The 16,271-nt window shown below is 56.7% G+C and carries 19 protein-coding genes and 1 tRNA gene; 11 read left to right on the top strand and 9 right to left on the bottom strand.

Annotated elements, in window-relative coordinates:
• Positions 1-85: 85 nt before the first annotated feature.
• Positions 86-157 (top strand) — tRNA-Ala (locus QQ977_RS01960).
• A 114-nt stretch (positions 158-271) separates the two neighbouring features.
• Here QQ977_RS01960 and QQ977_RS01965 read toward each other — a convergent pair.
• The 6 genes from QQ977_RS01965 to QQ977_RS01990 all read right to left on the bottom strand — a co-directional run bounded on the left by QQ977_RS01965 (position 272) and on the right by QQ977_RS01990 (position 3,538).
• On the bottom strand, positions 272-1,276 hold the full coding sequence (locus tag QQ977_RS01965; protein WP_285927231.1) for a tyrosine-type recombinase/integrase: 1,005 nt from the start codon (positions 1,274-1,276) through the stop codon (positions 272-274).
• 280 nt (positions 1,277-1,556) lie between these two features.
• Positions 1,557-1,805: a DUF7389 domain-containing protein gene (locus QQ977_RS01970; RefSeq protein ID WP_285927232.1), complete on the bottom strand. Its 249-nt coding sequence runs from the start codon at positions 1,803-1,805 to the stop codon at positions 1,557-1,559.
• A 2-nt stretch (positions 1,806-1,807) separates the two neighbouring features.
• Positions 1,808-2,008 (bottom strand): hypothetical protein, encoded by a 201-nt coding sequence (locus QQ977_RS01975; protein WP_285927234.1) that lies wholly within the window; start codon positions 2,006-2,008, stop codon positions 1,808-1,810.
• On the bottom strand, positions 2,005-2,772 hold the full coding sequence (locus QQ977_RS01980; RefSeq protein ID WP_285927235.1) for a hypothetical protein: 768 nt from the start codon (positions 2,770-2,772) through the stop codon (positions 2,005-2,007). Before QQ977_RS01980 ends, QQ977_RS01975 begins: the two co-directional genes overlap by 4 nt.
• Complete coding sequence (locus QQ977_RS01985) at positions 2,769-3,116, bottom strand: helix-turn-helix transcriptional regulator (RefSeq protein ID WP_285927236.1); 348 nt, start codon at positions 3,114-3,116, stop codon at positions 2,769-2,771. Before QQ977_RS01985 ends, QQ977_RS01980 begins: the two co-directional genes overlap by 4 nt.
• Positions 3,113-3,538, bottom strand: a complete 426-nt coding sequence (locus QQ977_RS01990) for a hypothetical protein (protein WP_285927238.1) — start codon at positions 3,536-3,538, stop codon at positions 3,113-3,115. Before QQ977_RS01990 ends, QQ977_RS01985 begins: the two co-directional genes overlap by 4 nt.
• Positions 3,539-3,749: 211 nt before the next feature.
• Here QQ977_RS01990 and QQ977_RS01995 point away from each other — a divergent pair, with 211 nt between their 5' ends.
• The 3 genes from QQ977_RS01995 (at position 3,750) to QQ977_RS02005 (ending at position 5,157) form a co-directional block, all read left to right on the top strand.
• Complete coding sequence (locus QQ977_RS01995) at positions 3,750-4,061, top strand: MarR family transcriptional regulator (protein ID WP_285927239.1); 312 nt, start codon at positions 3,750-3,752, stop codon at positions 4,059-4,061.
• Between the two features lie 23 nt (positions 4,062-4,084).
• Positions 4,085-4,348, top strand: a complete 264-nt coding sequence (locus QQ977_RS02000; RefSeq protein ID WP_285927240.1) for a winged helix-turn-helix domain-containing protein — start codon at positions 4,085-4,087, stop codon at positions 4,346-4,348.
• A 104-nt stretch (positions 4,349-4,452) separates the two neighbouring features.
• Complete coding sequence (locus tag QQ977_RS02005) at positions 4,453-5,157, top strand: hypothetical protein (protein WP_285927241.1); 705 nt, start codon at positions 4,453-4,455, stop codon at positions 5,155-5,157.
• A 15-nt stretch (positions 5,158-5,172) separates the two neighbouring features.
• Here the strand turns inward: QQ977_RS02005 and QQ977_RS02010 are convergent, their stop codons facing one another.
• Together QQ977_RS02010 and QQ977_RS02015 are read right to left on the bottom strand one after the other, a co-directional pair.
• Entirely contained in the window at positions 5,173-5,760 is a 588-nt protein-coding gene (locus QQ977_RS02010; RefSeq protein WP_285927242.1) for a tyrosine-type recombinase/integrase, read from the bottom strand.
• A gap of 134 nt (positions 5,761-5,894) precedes the next feature.
• Positions 5,895-9,737, bottom strand: coding sequence for an Eco57I restriction-modification methylase domain-containing protein (locus QQ977_RS02015; protein ID WP_285927243.1), 3,843 nt, complete (start codon positions 9,735-9,737; stop codon positions 5,895-5,897).
• A 547-nt stretch (positions 9,738-10,284) separates the two neighbouring features.
• Here QQ977_RS02015 and QQ977_RS02020 point away from each other — a divergent pair.
• Positions 10,285-11,586, top strand: coding sequence for an HNH endonuclease (locus QQ977_RS02020; RefSeq protein ID WP_285927244.1), 1,302 nt, complete (start codon positions 10,285-10,287; stop codon positions 11,584-11,586).
• A 165-nt stretch (positions 11,587-11,751) separates the two neighbouring features.
• Positions 11,752-12,207 carry a PadR family transcriptional regulator gene (locus tag QQ977_RS02025; RefSeq protein WP_285927245.1) on the top strand — a complete coding sequence of 152 codons (456 nt, stop codon included), beginning with the start codon at positions 11,752-11,754 and terminating at the stop codon, positions 12,205-12,207.
• 7 nt (positions 12,208-12,214) lie between these two features.
• Here QQ977_RS02025 and QQ977_RS02030 read toward each other — a convergent pair whose 3' ends face one another.
• Positions 12,215-12,961 carry a DUF6338 family protein gene (locus tag QQ977_RS02030; protein WP_285927246.1) on the bottom strand — a complete coding sequence of 249 codons (747 nt, stop codon included), beginning with the start codon at positions 12,959-12,961 and terminating at the stop codon, positions 12,215-12,217.
• 603 nt (positions 12,962-13,564) lie between these two features.
• On the opposite strand from QQ977_RS02030, the gene QQ977_RS02035 reads away from it, so the two are divergent.
• From QQ977_RS02035 to QQ977_RS02055, 5 genes are read left to right on the top strand one after another with little or no spacing between them, the layout of a single operon-like run.
• Positions 13,565-14,905 (top strand): ISH6 family transposase, encoded by a 1,341-nt coding sequence (locus tag QQ977_RS02035; protein WP_285926620.1) that lies wholly within the window; start codon positions 13,565-13,567, stop codon positions 14,903-14,905.
• A gap of 20 nt (positions 14,906-14,925) precedes the next feature.
• Complete coding sequence (locus tag QQ977_RS02040; RefSeq protein ID WP_285927247.1) at positions 14,926-15,234, top strand: hypothetical protein; 309 nt, start codon at positions 14,926-14,928, stop codon at positions 15,232-15,234.
• Positions 15,231-15,614: a hypothetical protein gene (locus QQ977_RS02045; RefSeq protein WP_285927248.1), complete on the top strand. Its 384-nt coding sequence runs from the start codon at positions 15,231-15,233 to the stop codon at positions 15,612-15,614. Before QQ977_RS02040 ends, QQ977_RS02045 begins: the two co-directional genes overlap by 4 nt.
• Positions 15,611-15,814 (top strand): hypothetical protein, encoded by a 204-nt coding sequence (locus QQ977_RS02050; protein ID WP_285927249.1) that lies wholly within the window; start codon positions 15,611-15,613, stop codon positions 15,812-15,814. The genes QQ977_RS02045 and QQ977_RS02050 overlap by 4 nt, the downstream gene beginning before the upstream one ends.
• Complete coding sequence (locus QQ977_RS02055; RefSeq protein WP_285927250.1) at positions 15,811-16,143, top strand: hypothetical protein; 333 nt, start codon at positions 15,811-15,813, stop codon at positions 16,141-16,143. Before QQ977_RS02050 ends, QQ977_RS02055 begins: the two co-directional genes overlap by 4 nt.
• The last annotated feature ends 128 nt before the right edge of the window (positions 16,144-16,271 follow it).

Here is a 16,271-nt window from a genome sequence, read left to right on the forward strand (position 1 = left end):
GTGCTCGAGCGGACGGCCGGGTTCCTCTGCAGTCGAACTTCGAGGGGTTTATCTATCCCCGTCGGGTACGATGAAATGCGAAAGCGGGCTCGTAGATCAGCGGTAGATCACTCCCTTGGCATGGGAGAGGCCCCGGGTTCAAATCCCGGCGAGTCCATCCGAAATTAATTGTCTCAAGCTCTGTACCTCTTGATTTCCACACTTCAGGGGTGTTCTAACGGCTATCGATACCACAGTGCTGACAGCGGCGTTCGTGCTGGCCATGTTCCTGTTATAAATCTTCGATGAAATCGCGTCGCTGTTCCATCTTCTCACGGTCCGTCCGTCGGTCGTAGTGGCGCTCGAGGACTTCCGAGGAAACGTCACACCGGTCGCTGACGATCTCCTCGGGGATGTCCTCGCGAAGCTGGTACGTGATCGCGCCACGTCGAATCGTATGCGGCGACATGCTGCTCGGACACTTCGAGTAGTATCCGTAGTCGCGAGCTTCGCAGCTGACTGGCTTGCGCCCGTGTGGACACTCCTCGAGCAAGCAGGGCTGGGTGATCCGGTAGACTTCCATCCTGATGGGATCGGACCCCAGCCGGCCTTTCTCGCTCGTGATGAGCGGCTCACGGCCGTATTCATCGGTGACGTTGTTCCGGTGGAACCGGATGAACTCGTCGAGGACGTCACAGTAGTAGTCATCGAGCGCGAGCGGTCGCTCGGCCGGCTCCTGGTTCTTCAACGGTGTACCGGTATCAGGGCGATGCCGGAGCCAGATACACTGTTTGTCGGGTTCGTAGTCCTCGAGATCGATCGCCCGAAGGCTTCCCAGCCGGATGCCGGTGTGCCAGAGGACCGCGATGATGACGTGCTCGCGGCTCGCACGCTTGTACCGCTCGAGGTAGCCGATGATCTTCCGCGCACGCTCCGCGTCGAGCATCTCGTCGCGAGCCTCTTCACCGCGATCGACCTCCGGGAGTTTTACCCGCTCACGCATACCCGGCTCGACGGCGTCGATCGATGCACAGAACTCGAGGAACACGCGCAGTGTGGCGAGCTGTCCGCGAAGCGTGACGACGTTCACGTCCTGCTGTCGCCACACGCGATAACGGTGGAGATCCCGCCCGGTGAGGTCGTTGAGGTTGTCGATCCCGACCTCGTTGCACCACTCGACAAAGGCGTCGAGCCGGTACTTGTGGTTCTGGAGCGTCTTCTCACTCACCTCGAGTTCGCGGTGGGCGACGTAGAGTTCGACCGCCTCGCGTGGCGAGATGGGCTCGAGGTCGCTCATTGGTCACCTTGCTCGAGTTCACTTTTCGCGTCTACTGAACGATTCTCACCTACTGACCACCCTACATGTTTTTTATGCTGTGGGTCTTTGCCTGTGGATATGTCCCCGATAGAATTCGCTCTTGCGCTAATAGTGTACCTGCTGACCCTATCCGTAGTCGTTGTTGCTGGTTTGCTGTACGGGCGCTCCAACCTTGCCCCCAAAATACACAAGAGAGTTCGAGCGTTCTTGCCAGGACGTTCGACTAGGCGGCGTTGAATCTCTCCTGTACGGCGTTCGCTCATGCGTCCACCTCCCCGAGTTCGGACTGGTCGTCGGCGAGCCGACGCCGGCCGCGGGAGTTCTCGGGCTGGATGTCCCGAACCTCCTCGGCCCAGTCCTCGAGCTGGCGACGGACGCGCTCGAGTTTGTGCTCGAGTTCGTCGACGGACGCGGCACTCACCTCGGCTTTGATCTTGTCGCGGTCGTCGGTCGACGTCCCGCGGGTGAGCTCGGTCGTGATCGAGATCTCGTCGCTGTCGTCGCTCATACCTACACCCTCCTAGTCGCGTAGTTCTGGAGCGACCGGAAGACGCCGCCCTGACGGACTTCGCTACCGTCGTCGTAGGCGATGTGACCGCCAGCGTGGCACTCGGTACAGCGGTAGCAGATGGCGTTCGTGGTGCCCCAGGTCGTCCGACACGCGGTGCCACCACAGGTTTTGCAGGTGACGGTCTCAGGCGCGTCGATCATGCCGATCCCTCCAGGTCCTCGAGGAGGTTCGCGAGGTCGTCCGCGACGTCCTTGCGCTGGGCGTGCTTGGCGTTGATGTACGCCAGGTCGACGCCCCTGCCCCACAGTTCCGACGTCCGGAGGTCTCGAGCGAAGTCCGTCACGACGTGGTCGACGTCGCGGTGACCCTCGCCGGCGAGCCGGAGCCGGTCGGCGATCGTCTTCGGGAGGTCGCTGTCTCGAGGGTCGTCCCCGTCGTAGTCGATCATGGTCTCCGCGAGGCCGACGTAGGCCTCGACGCGACCGTCGACGACGACGTCCCAGCTGTCGATGTGGTCCTCGGTGAGTTCGTAGGTCGTCAGCTCGTCGTCGCTGTCAAGCAGCGTCTCGACCGCGGCGGCCTTCCAGCGGCGCTTGTTGCGGAGCTTCCAGAAGTCGGCGAACTCGGACAGCGTCTCGAGGTGGCGCTGGATCGTGACGTCGGCGCGGACCTTCTCGATCGTGTCGTCGCCCCGTTCGGTGACGCGAGTCACCGGGCCGGAAGCATCGACGAGGAACGAGTGCGGGAGCTCGAGCGTGCCGGGATCGTCGGCCGTCTCGAGTTCGTCGGCGAGCGTGTTCGCGTCCGACGTGACGACGCCGCCGTCGGGGATCGGCTCTTTCGACTCGTACTGTCGCTCGAGTGCGTTCGCACACACCCGACAGACGTAGCCGTCGGGCGTGATGACCTCCTGCCAGCCGTCACAGCCGGGCGTGTCACAGCGGTAGGGGCTGTGGTCGTTCATTGGTCACCTCCGTCGGTCGAGGTCACCTCGAGCCCACACGCCTCGGCCCGGCGGTGAACGCTCTCCTCGAGCAACTCCCTTGCGTCGGACGTGAGTGTGTAGCTGTTCGTCCGGCCGTCGAGCTCGCTACGCTCGAGGAGCCCGTCGGCGATGAGTGCGTCGAGGTTCTGGTACAGCCGCGGCGGGTTCACGTCGCTGTAGTGCTCCTCGAGTCGGTTCTGGATCGCGAGCCCGTAGGATTCCTCGCTGCTCGACTCGAGGTGAGCGATGGCCTCGAGCACGTCGCGCTGGAAGCTCGAGAGATCGCTCCAGGAAGTCGAGCGCTCCGTTTCGGCGACCGTCATTTCGACTCACCCCGATCGCGGGTGACCGCGTGGTCGTCGATCGCGGTGTTGATCGCCGTCGCCGAGCGCATCCCCTCGCCGTGGATCAGGTCCAGCGTGTTGATGACCTCGGTGAGAACGGCGTTCTGGTACTGCAGTTCCTTGGCGACTTGCTCGAGCGCATCGGCCTGGCGTTCGTCAGGGGACGGTTCGTCCTCTTGGTCGCCAGCCACTTCACGGAGTCGTCGGGGATTGTTCGAGACGCCGTCGGGAACGCCGCCGTCGCTTCGAGTCCGCGCACAGATTCGACACGCGGGCTCGTCGCGACGGGCGTCGTAGCCGTCCGCTCGAGCGCCACAGGCGCAGCGAGCGTCAGTGTTATTCCGCGGCGATGCCTCTTGTCGCGTGTGGGGAAGTGACCCCACAGAGGTTCCGTTGATCATATTCGGCTCCACGGAGCCACCTTCTGGGCGGCGTTCCAGCGCCGCCCGGTCTCACGTACCAACAAGAGTCATCTTCAGCCGAGTTGGTAGCTCCTCACCACCACAATTAGTGGACTATTGCATAAATGCATCGGTTAGGCAGTAGTAGCTGGATCTGTTTTTATCAGTAGATTCCGCACCATTAGGTCCGTATATCCCTTTATGGGAAGTAATGAGGCAATCCGGGACATGGATGACAATCTGGGATGACCGAATTCTCGAGATCATTCGGGATGAGGACGCCGGTCGAGTCGGTGATCTGACCGAGCGGGAAGCCGTCCGCATTTCGCAGTCTTCTGTCTCTCGCCGTTGCAAGAAGCTGGCAGAACACGGGCTGCTCCGACCGCTTGGCAACGGTGTCTATACGATTACCGAGAAGGGCGAGGCATATCTCGAGGAAGAGTACGACGCTGAAAACGAGGTCTATATCAACCGCAACGACTCGAGAGACGGCCCCACCGCAAGCGAGACCTCAGAAACGTGACGGACCGAAAGCCAGCCCGGTGGATGTGCACGCTCGACGAGCGCATCCTCGAACACCTCGAAGAGGAGTCGTGGTCGACGCCGCGCTACATGGAGCAGGCTATTGAACTGTATGCCTCGCGCGCTCGGATCCAGGAGCGGTGCCAGATGCTTACCCAAGTCGGACTCGTCACACCTGCCTTCGGTGACTACCACATGTATGAGATCACGTCGAAAGGTCAGGAGTACCTCGAGGGTGAGCTGGACGTCGAGGATCTCCCTCGACCTACGATTCATCGTCTTCTCTAGCTCGCATATGTGACTTGAAAAAGTAGTCTACAGTTACCAAAACCAATAAGTCTCCTGGATTAACATTCTTGAAACTGTTAGACATGGATCTTAAACGTCGCTCGATGTTGGCCGCGATCGGGTCAGCCGGAGTCTTATCTGGATGTCTTGCAACAGATGACGACGAACAGGACGATTCTGAGCCGGGTGGGTCAGGCCAAACGGACGAACCTGCACAATCAGCCGACGATGTTCTCGATCTTGGACCCGACCAAGACGGATCGGAGAACGAGCAGACTGCCCAAGACCTACTCTCAGACGAGGTCGATCCAAGTGTAGTTGAGGTCTATGCGACAAGGCCGAGATTGATCAGTATGGATGAAGACATGGGAACAATAAACGAATACACAGTTACGGTTCAAAACACCGGAACCAGTGGTGAAGTTGGGATCGAATTCCTGTGGGTCGAAGATATGGATGGCCCGATAGATGGCGTCGATGGGTTCGGAAACACACAGAAATCGAACGAGCGGATACTGTACTTCGACGCGAACGAACGACGGGACGTATCGTTCGTGGGTACGCCTCCAAGGGGATACGAGGGCTACGCGTTCGATCTATTCACAGCGACATTTGAGGGCGAGGTTCGGAACAGGGGTGGCCCCGGTGAAGTTGAAGTAAGACTCAAAGATCCAAATCTGATAGACGCTATTGTCGAGAGAAGAACTATTATTCTTGACGAAGGCGAGACGGAGCGAGTCGAGTTCACTGTTGAAAATCCTCTATCGGGTGATGAGTTCGAGATCGAAGCGGTTCCTGCGACGACGTAACCCCTTCTTCCGGCCTCAAAGCCAATTCACTTTGTTCCGTTCCCGTTGTTGAGCTTCTGGACTGTAGCTTCCCCGATAGTGCTCGAGGAACGTCTCGAGGTCGTTCCATCCGCCCCAGTCACACACCAGGAGTGGATCGACGTCAGCCGACGCGAGCGCAGTCGCCCACGTCCGACGGAGATCGTGGAACCCGAGGTGTGTCCACCCAGCGTCTCCGGTCTCCTCGTGCAGCTGGTCAGCTGCCGATCGGACCCACCGTCGGAGTGAGCGCGTACTCGAGACCTCGACGAGTGATCTACTGGCGGGCGCGTCTCGATAGTCGTCGATCGTACGGATGGTCGTTGCGAGATCTTGCGGCACCGGCGTCTCGCGGAACTTGTCACCTTTCCCGTGCCACACTCGGAGCATACTTCCCGCGTCGGTGTCGACGACGTCCTCGGGAGCGACGTCGAGGACCTCGTGCGAACGGAGTCCACAGCGAGCGCCGAGGGCGAACGCGATCCGTTGCTGGGTCCCGTCGGCAGCCTCGAGAAGTGCCGACACTTCATCTTGACTGAGCCACACTTTCATATCGTCGCGCTTCTCGTGCTGTTGTAGATTCATGGTGTCCGGCTTGCCTGCATGTCGGACAAAAACGGCCAGGAATCTAGTTTTTTCGGTGCTGCTCGAGGGTGGAATAGGGCTGATTCCGTCCGACTTTGGAGGAGTTCTCGGACAGCCGATTCACACGCAGTGTATTATTTGCTCGTCAGTTCGTCGTACTTTTCGAGCACGAGATCGAGATATTCGTCAGTCATTCGGCGAGGGTTCTGTACAGTGTGGAAGTCATCTAAGGCGAACGCGGTCTGCTCTCGGTCGAGTCCATAGGCGTGGAACGCCCCGGCATCGAGTTCGGCCTGGATCTCCTCGCGTTCGTCGGGATCGGTCGCGGCCTCAATCCCAAGCCGATCGCGCATCTCGGCGAACTCCTCACCGTAGCAGTTGAGACGAGCCGCTCGAGTCCAGATGTGTTCGAACCACTCGTCGCCTTCTGTGAGGCGGGGAACCTGTGACTCCTCGAACTTGTACATCACTATGTGGGTGTCTACTTTCGTCCTCATCAGGTAATCGAACGGGATGCTGTTGATCAGACCTAGAGCGGCGAAAAGCGATTCGTCCGTGAAGACACGTTCGTAGACGGAGTGCAAGGGCAACTCCTGCAAGTCCTCCTTATCGGGATTGATTTCATAGGGACGAAGGGTATGCAACGTATTCGTACAGACTGTTCCTGGAGGAATCACCGAAGCGATAATCGTTCGTTCGTCGGATGCTCTCGCAATGTCTCGGAAAACGATACGGTACTCAGTGCAGTCGAGGAGCACGTCTTGTTCGGACAGTTCTTCGCCGCGATGTTCATCAAGTAGATCGTTCACGAAGCCGATCTGTGAACCGCTGCCGTCGAACGCATCGTAGAGCCCTCGCTTGAGTTTCCGGAGGTTCTTTTCACGGATTCTGCGTTTGGCGCTCTTTTCAGGATTTGCGTCTTCGTCGACGCTCCAGAACTCGGGCGACTCTATGTCGACGAACGACGGATCGTAGCTGAACTGGTAGACGTTACTTCCACCATAGACGGGGTAATCGCCCTCGTCAGAATCCTCGACGAAACGATCGGTATCGCTGGTTCGGTGCAGTTCAGCATACGGTTCTGCGTACCATTTCCCATCCCGTTTTTCACTGATTGGTGGCTGTGCGAGTATGGTGTTGAGAACGTCCACTTCCTCCTGCGACTGGAGATAAGGGAAGATGCGCGCTTCCGGTGAGTATTCGCGAAGAACTCGCCTGGGGATGCGTAACGCATTCTCTTCAATATCGTCAAGAACATCCATTCCCACTTGCTGAAATATGCCTCGCAACTCCTCTGTCTTATATGAGTTTTTGAAAGTAACTATGCCGAAATTATACTGGTTGTGTATTTCGGGGAATATAATTCCTCTATTCTCGAAAGTCACCAATGACTGGATTGTCGTTTCGTCAAGGATGTGCGTTCGAAGATCCTTCGTCGATGCCCCGTTGAATATCGCCCCTGGCAGCACCTGTGCAGCGAACCCTCCCTCTCTGGTGAGCTGGAAAATTCGCTCGAGGAACAGAGCAGACAGGTCGTTCTCCGTTCCCTGTGACGTTCCGCCGATGGTCGGTTTCTGCATCGTGTACTCCCCAGACTCGTGGAAGTATTCGGAGACCACCTCGATCTCGTGTTGGTACTGCTCCCAGCCTTCGGCGATCCCGGGATCCTCGAGTAGTTCTTCCTGTCGGCGTTCCTTCTCCTCGGGGAGATACGACTGGAACTTCTCGTCGTAGCGGACGAAGTAGTCGTCGCGGGTCGGTCGGAGCCGATCCCACGGTGGGTTACCGACGATGACGTCGAACCCGCCGTCGGCGTACACTTCGGCGAACTCGAGCACCCAGTGAAATGGCGTATAGCTGTCGAGGTCATCTTGGGTCACGTCGTCGACGACGTCCTGGAAGTCGTCAAGGATGTCCTCGTCGAGTTCTTCCCGGTACTCCTCGAGCAGCTCGAGTGCGTTCTGCCGGTGCTGTTCGGCCTTCTCGGGGAAGGCTTTGTACTCCTCGTGAAGCTGGATCTCCTCGATGACGTCCTCATATCGAGAGCGAACGCTGTCTTCGGTCCAGCGCTCGAAGGTCGCGAGTCCCTCTTCAGTCTCTTCAGGGAAGCCGACGTAGCCGATCAGCGAGTTCCCCTGTCGAACGTTGAAAGTGATGTTCGGGAGTGCCAGCTCCTCGGTGTCCAACTCCACCAGATCTTCCGCCTCGAGTTCGGCAATGATCGAGAGCCACAGCCGGAGCTTGCCGATCTCGACGGCCGGCTCCATGATGTCGACGCCGTAGATGTTGTTCTGGACGGTCGTCTGCTTCAGCCGATGCCGGTGGGGATACTCTTCGGTCTTCTTCCACAGTTCTTGGCGGATGTTGGTGATTTCCTCGACGACAGAGGTCAGGAAGTGTCCGCTGCCCATACCCGGGTCGACGACATAGAGTTCGTCGACGTCGGTCAGTAGTCGGGTAATGAGATTCGTTGAGCCCGGAAGGTCGTCGATCAGTTCATAAACGGTTTCATATTGGTCGACTTCGGCTTTCGGCCACTCTCGTTCCTCGACGAGTGTCTCTTGGAACTGTTCTTTGAGAGCAGGCCGAACTGTCTGTTCGGCACTGAAACGCGTGATTTCTTTTGGCGTGTAGTATGCACCCAGATCGGCGTTCTGGTCACCGGGGTCGGTAGTCAGATAGTTGATCGTCTTCTCGAACACGGATCCCAACACGCTAGGGTCGATGTCGGTCGGACCACCGTCAGCAGAGAACTGGTACCGCTCGAGTAACTCGATGATGGACTCCAGGACGCTGTCCCGAACGTCGAAGTCCTGCTCGTCGATGTCGTTGTCGGTGCCTAACTCCGGACGGAACAGGCCACCGTTCAGGTAGGGAATATCGTCGTAGAGTTCAGTGTTTTCGACCTGTGATGGCCGGTCGTTCGGCTTCTTATTGAGAACCTCGTAGAACAGCGGATCGAAATACGTCTTGTACAGCGACTGGGGCTGAATGCTTGGATCGTATGTCTCGACGAGTCTGCTCAGAAGATTGGGGTCGACGATACCTTTGTCCTCGAGGAACTTGATGAAGATCAGTCGATTCATCAGATCGACGGAGAACAGACGCGTATCGTCGCCTGTCGCGTTCGGCGGTGCATCAACGCCGTCACCGACGAGACTCCTCGCACGCCGTTCTTCCTCCGTATCAGTGACGCCGAAGACGTACTTGATGTAGTCGTCATAGAACTCGTCTGTGATCTCCTCTTGCTTGCGTTTGATGACGTCCTGTGCATCGTCAATGATAGAACAGAAATTCTGGAAGTCAAACGTCCGGATCAGCTCGGCAACGCGTTCGCGTTCGTCGGCAGAAACCACCTCCATCGGGGGGTCGCCACGAGTCGTCTCGTTCTCGTAGAGCGTCTGAAAAACGGGCTGCAGATCCACCTTGCTGATGATGTTGTGAGTATACGAGTCAGGGTCGTACCGAACGAAGGCCCAGACCAGGCCGTCGGTCGCAAAGCCGAAGTCGGATTCGAACTCGCGCTGGCTGAGCCATGACTTCACCTGATCGAGCCCGTGTCCGCGGCCCTCGAGTTGTTTCTTTAACGGCTCCGCTTCGATCAGGAGACGTGACGAATCGACGCTTGGAATATCACGAAGCGAGACCGCGTAGTCAGCCTGCTCGCCTCGGGTCGTAGAAAACCCGCCCGCCTCGTATCCGTAGTTCTCGTACTGGAGTGCATCCAGTAGTGGCTCGATTACTCGATCCTTGGTGGTCGGTTCGGGATCCAATCGATCCCTCGTGTATTCCGACTTGAGAGTGTACTCTCCACGACCACGCGAGAACGTTTCGTCGAGAATGTCGTCGTCGATCTGTTCTCGAAGCTGGCGAATAGACTGTGCGACCGTCTCGATGATCCGGTCTTCGTCTGCTTCAGAGACCTGTGTCTCGAACTCCTCGATATTGAACTCCGTTTGAACCTCCCCTACCGACATTATATGACTCCCCGTTTCGAGTCATTGGAAAAGAAAGTATGCCTCTTGATTCCCGCCAGGTCCGCGGTTTCACTTCTGATCAGGTGTCCTCGATTCTCACTTCTGCCCCTACAGAACATGAAAGATGAGGTTATCAGTACGGGAATCGGACCCCGATCGCGGGTGAAATGTCCTCGAAGAGGGGGTTCGCGGACACTCGATAGTGATCTCTACGTTCTCGGCAAGTCACCTGGGTGAGTTCATGTGCGTACTGAAGGGTCTGGTATCGCTCGTTTCCAAACAGCTTTGGGAAAAGGTTAGTAACTGCCAGGTGCTTACCGGAAACCAACTTGGACAAGTACATCGAATGCACGAGCTGTGGGTTTGTTCTTCTCTCTGGGAGCATAACTGACCCAACACCGAAGAATTGGGACTTGTGTCCCGACTGCGGAGGAAATGAATTTAGTTTTACTGGTGGGTGATTCTCCTATACATATCGTGAACAATTCGTCCTTGAAGACGGCCTTCGCGGACAGGTTTATTTCCCACACGTGAGATGACGCAAGTCATGACGCGAATGACTGCCGAGGGGTTTTTCGGTGGGGCTGATGATCGGATCCCGAACCTTCAGTCAGCCCTCCGATTCGTTTCGAAACAAGAACCAACAGATGCAGCTCTTACGAACTGGATAATAGGAAACACAACTGCTACCTCAGAAGAGAATGTTCGATCGAATATATCGTTCCTCGAGTCGATCGACCTACTCGAGGCCACTCCTGACGGCTATCAGACCACGAACAAGGGCGAAGCCTTCTGGAGACAGGGCGAGCCGCAAGTCATGTACGAAGGGCTTGCGACAGCAGTCGACGGGTTTCGCGAAATCTGTCGAGCTATCCCAGCTGGTCACCGAACGATAGAGGACATACAGCAGCAACTTCGGCGTGCTTATCCCGACTATGAGTTACCGAAGGGCGTTGTCAGCAGGCACCTCGGCTGGCTCGAATCTCTCGACCTGGTCACCAAACAGGACGGTGTTTACTCGATCCCGATCGAAGACGGCGAGTTCGAAGTTGGTGAGACGTACAGTCGGTGGTTCATCCACGACGTCCTCAAGGGCGAACGGTACAAAGGAATCGCAACACCGAGTGAGCACCCTCTGATCTTCATCTTTACCGGTGAATCCGGTAGTGACTATGGATACGAAGACGAGTTCCTCGAGGACGATACCTTCCTCTACACCGGAGAAGGAACCGAGGGCGATATGACGATGGACGACGGGAACAAGGCGATCCGCGACCACAAGGAGAACGGTGACGATATCCACCTCTTCGAAGACACCGATATGCCCTGGATCGTCACGTATCTCGGCGAGTACGAATATCTCTCACATCGAACCGAGACACTGGTGGACGAAAACGATGACCCTCGCGACGCCTTCCGTTTCCGGTTAGCTCCCGTCGGCGGAACTGAGATCGAGAGCGAGGAGGGGACACCTCGCTCGCTGTCGGATGAGGAGCTGTTTCAAAAAGCAAAGCAGAGCTCTCCGTCAGGATCAACGACCTCGACGGGCAGCTCGAGCGGTAGCCGTTCATACCCGCGATCCGAGTTCGTCCGGGAATTCGCCCTTCGAATGGCGGACGGTGTGTGCCAGGGCTGTGAGGAAGACGCACCGTTCGTGAGCAAACAAGGTGAGCCGTTCCTCGAGGTCCATCACCTTACCCGTCGGAGTGATGGAGGGCCTGACGATCCGGAGAACGTCATCGCCCTGTGTCCGAACTGTCATCGCCGGGTGCACGAGGGCCGTCATGGCGACGAGTTTAATCAAAGGCTGAAGGAAAAAGTCAAGTCACGGAACGAAAAGTACCTTTAAACCCCTCAGAGACCGGCTTTGAGGACATCCGTCAGCACCGGTAAATCGATTCTCGAGTGAGGATGTCTCTCGTCTAAATAGGGGAAGGTCTCTCTGTTCTCTACTAATTGGTGAATTTGGAAAGTACCAAAAGAATCCTATACTCGAAGCATGTAGGTCCCACTAATGAATTCCAAGCTCCTCCCACTAGCACTCCTTGAGGTGAACGATGAGGAGCCAATAGAAGGAATAACCAGATTCATGAAGCTGGTTTTCCTGGCGCAAGAGGAGCGGCTAGGAAGAGATATCTACGAATATGTTCCTGGCCAATACGGACCCTTCTCAAAGGAACTCTATGATGATCTGGATAAATTAGAAAGAAAAGAGTTCGTAGAACGAGTTGATGAGCCGACTATCAAAGAGAATGATAGGCAGGTTTACCAGATCACGGATAAGGGAAGAAGAACTCTAAGGCAGGCAAGAGAGATTCCGGATAATGACTTTCCAGAAGCTGTAGAGTCAATCAGTGAATTAAAAGATAGTTATAATTCAATGGACTTGTGGGACTTGTTAGAGTATGTTTATGCGGAATATCCACACATGGCTGAAAACAGTGTCCTTGATATTCCTGTAGAGGCCTAATTGACCACTATTCGCCTTCATTGTTTTCCACGTCCTCCTCTTGTGCTTTCGCCATATCCTCTAACTCTTCAGTTTCATCATCGTCGTCATCCTTGGGTCGGTCATCAAATTTCCATCTCATAACTCTATCAGCATCCCTTATGTCGTCAAACTCTACGTGAGATATCTGAGCGTTGTGAAGATATGCATACCCTGTGAATTTGTAATGGTGTACAATCTCCCCATCTTGATTGTAAAAAAGCCGCCGTGGATTTTCTAAGAGAATATCCCTATCAGTGCTTATTTCGCCTTTATCTTCGATTCTTCCTTGTAGCTCATCTCCGTTTTGCATACGCACACGAACTTGGTACTTTTTCTTGGAAGACTCCGTTTCTATTATCGAGAAGAATTTATACCAGAGTCCTTGCCTACTTGCAACTCGGTCTCCACCAAATTCAGTATATCCTAATATTGCTCCCTGTACAGCCGAAATGAGAATAATAAACATATACACACCAATGGCAGATTGCGGTTCGGAAACAAGTTCTATTAGATCTCTATATGAGGCGAACCCTAGTTTATAGTTGCTATATAATAAGTAAAATATAACAACTGATAAAAGGCTTATACCAAAGCTTAGAGCAATTGTATCTGTTCGATTGAGCCAATCAGCACGATCAGTAATTAGAAGTCCTATTTTCACACCAGCTATACCAGGAAGTATCAACAATATAAGTGAGACCAGGTTCAGACCCAGTGAAATACCACTTACCATAGTCCTTGGGAGACTTTTCGTACATCAGGTACGTAAATGATACTACTGGACAAAACGATTCACACTCGACCGCACTCGAACGGCCGTCGCGAGCGGCGACGGGCCGTAAGACGCGATCGAGTGTTCAGTGACTTTTGTTCGGCAGTATGAATCGGCAAGTCAAAAATAGGAGCGAGTTACAGTCTATCTACGGGTAATCATCTGTATTTATAACAGACACTTCCCATGTCTCTGCATCTGTTCGGGTTACTCGAACCGGCTGATCTTTCACATTGCCCTCCTCGTCTACCAACCCCAGCGCCCGAAGCTCGCTCTTCGGGAGCACGACACCGCCCGACGTCCGACCAACTTGTACCAACTTGTGGATGGGCATGGCTACGTTTGTGGCTGGTACTGAATCTGTTTAAACATTGGTCTCACCAGTACGAGACTATGATATTCCCGGTTGCTATCACCACGGGCGTCCTCCTCGAGGTGAGGTGCTCGGAACACAGGAATGAGCGATTCCAGCCCAATGGATTGGTCGTGTCCCAAACTCGTCTAGAGTCGTAACTGACTCCTGTGGAAACAGGGTCACCTCTGGTACCTACCCCGAAGTGACCCATGCACGCCACAATCGACGCGCAAGTCACGGTTAGCATCGACTTAGACAAAACGCTACCGCTTGCCACTCTCGCTGAATCTCTCACAGAGCTTCACCTCGAGGCGACGATCCTCGAGGAGCTTGTCAAAAGCCTCGACGAGCGCCTCGTCGAGGCGTACTGTGGGGAGAAACACGCGCGCGGAAACGGCGATCGCCGTTTCCAGCGCGCCGGAACCACAACACGAACAGCTGTGACAACCGCAGGAGAGCACGAATTTTCCCTTCATCACGTCAAAGACACCGCTGCCACCGGTGACGATCCTACCTACTTCCGCCCTCTCGAAGATCTCATCAAATTCGACGGGCAGCGCATCTATCAAGAGGATATTTCGCTCCAGAGTACCGAACTCGCTACGTCGCTCAGCTTTCGTGATGCCGTTGCCCACGGCGACGGCTTCACTCCGATGCCTTCGAGAACCACGATCAACCGCCGAGTCCGTGAGTACGGCAGCAAACTCGGTGACTTCGTTCGTGATCGGCTTCCTGGGACGAATGCAGACACTGTCGTTCCTGACGGAACGAAGTGTCATAGCCAGGACGATCACTGCACGTACCACGACGTCAACGTCACTCTCGGACAGATCACCGAAGACAACGCGGAAACCACGCTCTTAGACGTCAATGTCAACGAACCGTGGGACGATACAGCAGAAGATCTCGAAGAGAACGAGGCGATCACTGACGACGCGACGGTCGTCAGTGACGCCGAGGAATCCCTCGTCGACGCCTTCGAGACCAGCTATCGATCTCATCAGCTCGATCTCGTTCATGTCGGTCGAACGCTTGGATACAAGCTGTGGAAGGACGGTACCTTTTCGCTCGAAACGCGGAAAGCGATCGCCTCAGACGTCACAAACGACTTGTTCCATCTGAAAAACTCGGTTGCGCTCCATGCATCGAGGAATGAGCGTTTGGCGATCCGCGAGCGGATCGACCAAACGCTCGAGAACCTCACGAAGGAGGCGTGGCGCTTAGAGCAACAGGACTCTCCAAAAGCAGCGGCGTACCTCCGAAAATGGGCACAAGCAACCGTCACATTCGCCGAACTCGCACTCGAGGGACAAGAGGTTCTGTGGACATCGAACGTGGTTGAACGAGCCATGGGCGAAATCTCGAAGCGGTGTAAAAACCAGTGGATGAGATGGACAGAGTCCGGCTTAGAATCGCTCCTCTGGCTCAATCTCGTGAGATATGCCGATTCCGAGCAGTTCGCGGCGTTCGCCGACGAACTGCTCGAGCGTTCAGCCAAAACAGCCATGACATTGGAGGTGTCAGTTGACGCTACCAGAGGCGAACTCTAGACGAGTTTGTGACGGGACCAATGGATTGGTCACGGAATTGGAACGCACTCGCCCGGACGCCAGGCGGCCTCGCCGCTCACGTCGTCGCGGCCGTCGACGGCAAGGTCGTCGCGAGTGCGTGCGGTCTCGAGTCAAATGAGTGGACCATTCTCGACCGTACAGACAGCCCCGTCCGCCTTTGCGGAACGTGTGCGAACCATTTCGGCGGAACCGGTCCCCGCCCGGTCGCCCTCGAGGAGACGGTGACCGTCCCGGTCGATGGCGTCGACGTCGCCCCGATCGGGACGTCGGCGACCCTCACCGACGCCTACCCGGGTGAGAGAGCGTGAGCCGGGACGATCTCTTCGCCGGCGTCGACGACGTCCAGGACGACGACTCGAGCAGCTGCTCACGGGACGATCGCGACGGCCTCGAGGGAACCGACTACGTCAACCCGCTCGAGTGGGCTCGTCATCTCGAGTACGACGAGGTCCACTCGTTCACCGTCGGGTTCGCCCCGGCGTTCCTGGCGATCGTGCTGGGCGAGCCGACGTTCATGTTCCTGACGGCGCTGATCGTCGCCGGGGCGTTCCTCCCGTGGCTACTCCGCAAGCGGCTCCGGTACTGTCCCCGGGAACCCCACTACTGCGTCGGCGGCGCTGTCCTCGGTGTCGTCGCGGCGGTTCCGGTCGGACTCGCCCTCGATCTCGTGGGGGTGCTACCCGCGTGACGGACACCGACCGTCGGCTCGAGGTGTCCGACGTCGCCGTCAGTCTCCTTGCCGCCGCCAGCACCGCGGCGTTCGCGATCGGCCGGCAGCGAGCCGACGCCAATCCCCGCGAGCTCCCGGCCGACCCGGACGACGACAATCGCGATGATCCAGACGAGATCGTCCTCGAGAAAGACGGGTCGGGGATCTACCGCCCATGAGCGAGGAAAAGACCCTCGAGGAGGTCTACACCGACCGCAACCTACTCGCCCTGGCGGCGGCAGAAATGGCCGTCCGGCTCCATCTCGCCCTGGGCCCGCCCGAGTCGGCGTACTTCGACGGCGGCTGGTATCGTCCGGAGGCGGACGACGCCGACGCCGGTGAGTGGGGAGTCGTCTCCCTCGAGACGCCGGAGGGACAGGCGAGCTGGCACGTTCCGATCGACCTCGCCCGGCGGTCGCACCTGACCGAGACCGTGCCCGACTGGGACGGTCACACCCGGCAGGTGAAGAACGACCGCCTTCGGCGTTTCACCGGTCTCGATTACTGACGCTGTTCGGCCCTCCAGGTCCTGACGCGAACGTCACGGCCCGGCCAATTTCCGTGTCCAATTTCGCCATTACGTCTCCCGATTCTCGGATTTTCTCTAATCTATTTCGACGCGTCCCGGCTACTACT

The organism is Natrialbaceae archaeon AArc-T1-2, from assembly GCF_030273315.1.
Taxonomy (GTDB): Archaea; Halobacteriota; Halobacteria; order Halobacteriales; family Natrialbaceae; genus Tc-Br11-E2g1.

Coding starts and splice junctions, on each gene's coding strand:
- QQ977_RS01975 (WP_285927234.1), bottom strand. CDS start 2,008: ATGATCGACGCGCCTGAGACCGTCACCTGCAAAACCTGTGGTGGCACC.
- QQ977_RS02025 (WP_285927245.1), top strand. CDS start 11,752: ATGAATTCCAAGCTCCTCCCACTAGCACTCCTTGAGGTGAACGATGAG.
- QQ977_RS01990 (WP_285927238.1), bottom strand. CDS start 3,538: ATGATCAACGGAACCTCTGTGGGGTCACTTCCCCACACGCGACAAGAG.
- QQ977_RS01980 (WP_285927235.1), bottom strand. CDS start 2,772: ATGAACGACCACAGCCCCTACCGCTGTGACACGCCCGGCTGTGACGGC.
- QQ977_RS02020 (WP_285927244.1), top strand. CDS start 10,285: ATGACGCGAATGACTGCCGAGGGGTTTTTCGGTGGGGCTGATGATCGG.
- QQ977_RS02015 (WP_285927243.1), bottom strand. CDS start 9,737: ATGTCGGTAGGGGAGGTTCAAACGGAGTTCAATATCGAGGAGTTCGAG.
- QQ977_RS02010 (WP_285927242.1), bottom strand. CDS start 5,760: ATGAATCTACAACAGCACGAGAAGCGCGACGATATGAAAGTGTGGCTC.
- QQ977_RS01970 (WP_285927232.1), bottom strand. CDS start 1,805: ATGAGCGACGACAGCGACGAGATCTCGATCACGACCGAGCTCACCCGC.
- QQ977_RS01985 (WP_285927236.1), bottom strand. CDS start 3,116: ATGACGGTCGCCGAAACGGAGCGCTCGACTTCCTGGAGCGATCTCTCG.
- QQ977_RS02055 (WP_285927250.1), top strand. CDS start 15,811: ATGAGCGAGGAAAAGACCCTCGAGGAGGTCTACACCGACCGCAACCTA.
- QQ977_RS01995 (WP_285927239.1), top strand. CDS start 3,750: ATGAGGCAATCCGGGACATGGATGACAATCTGGGATGACCGAATTCTC.
- QQ977_RS02000 (WP_285927240.1), top strand. CDS start 4,085: ATGTGCACGCTCGACGAGCGCATCCTCGAACACCTCGAAGAGGAGTCG.
- QQ977_RS02040 (WP_285927247.1), top strand. CDS start 14,926: ATGGATTGGTCACGGAATTGGAACGCACTCGCCCGGACGCCAGGCGGC.
- QQ977_RS01965 (WP_285927231.1), bottom strand. CDS start 1,276: ATGAGCGACCTCGAGCCCATCTCGCCACGCGAGGCGGTCGAACTCTAC.
- QQ977_RS02005 (WP_285927241.1), top strand. CDS start 4,453: ATGTTGGCCGCGATCGGGTCAGCCGGAGTCTTATCTGGATGTCTTGCA.
- QQ977_RS02035 (WP_285926620.1), top strand. CDS start 13,565: ATGCACGCCACAATCGACGCGCAAGTCACGGTTAGCATCGACTTAGAC.
- QQ977_RS02030 (WP_285927246.1), bottom strand. CDS start 12,961: ATGGTAAGTGGTATTTCACTGGGTCTGAACCTGGTCTCACTTATATTG.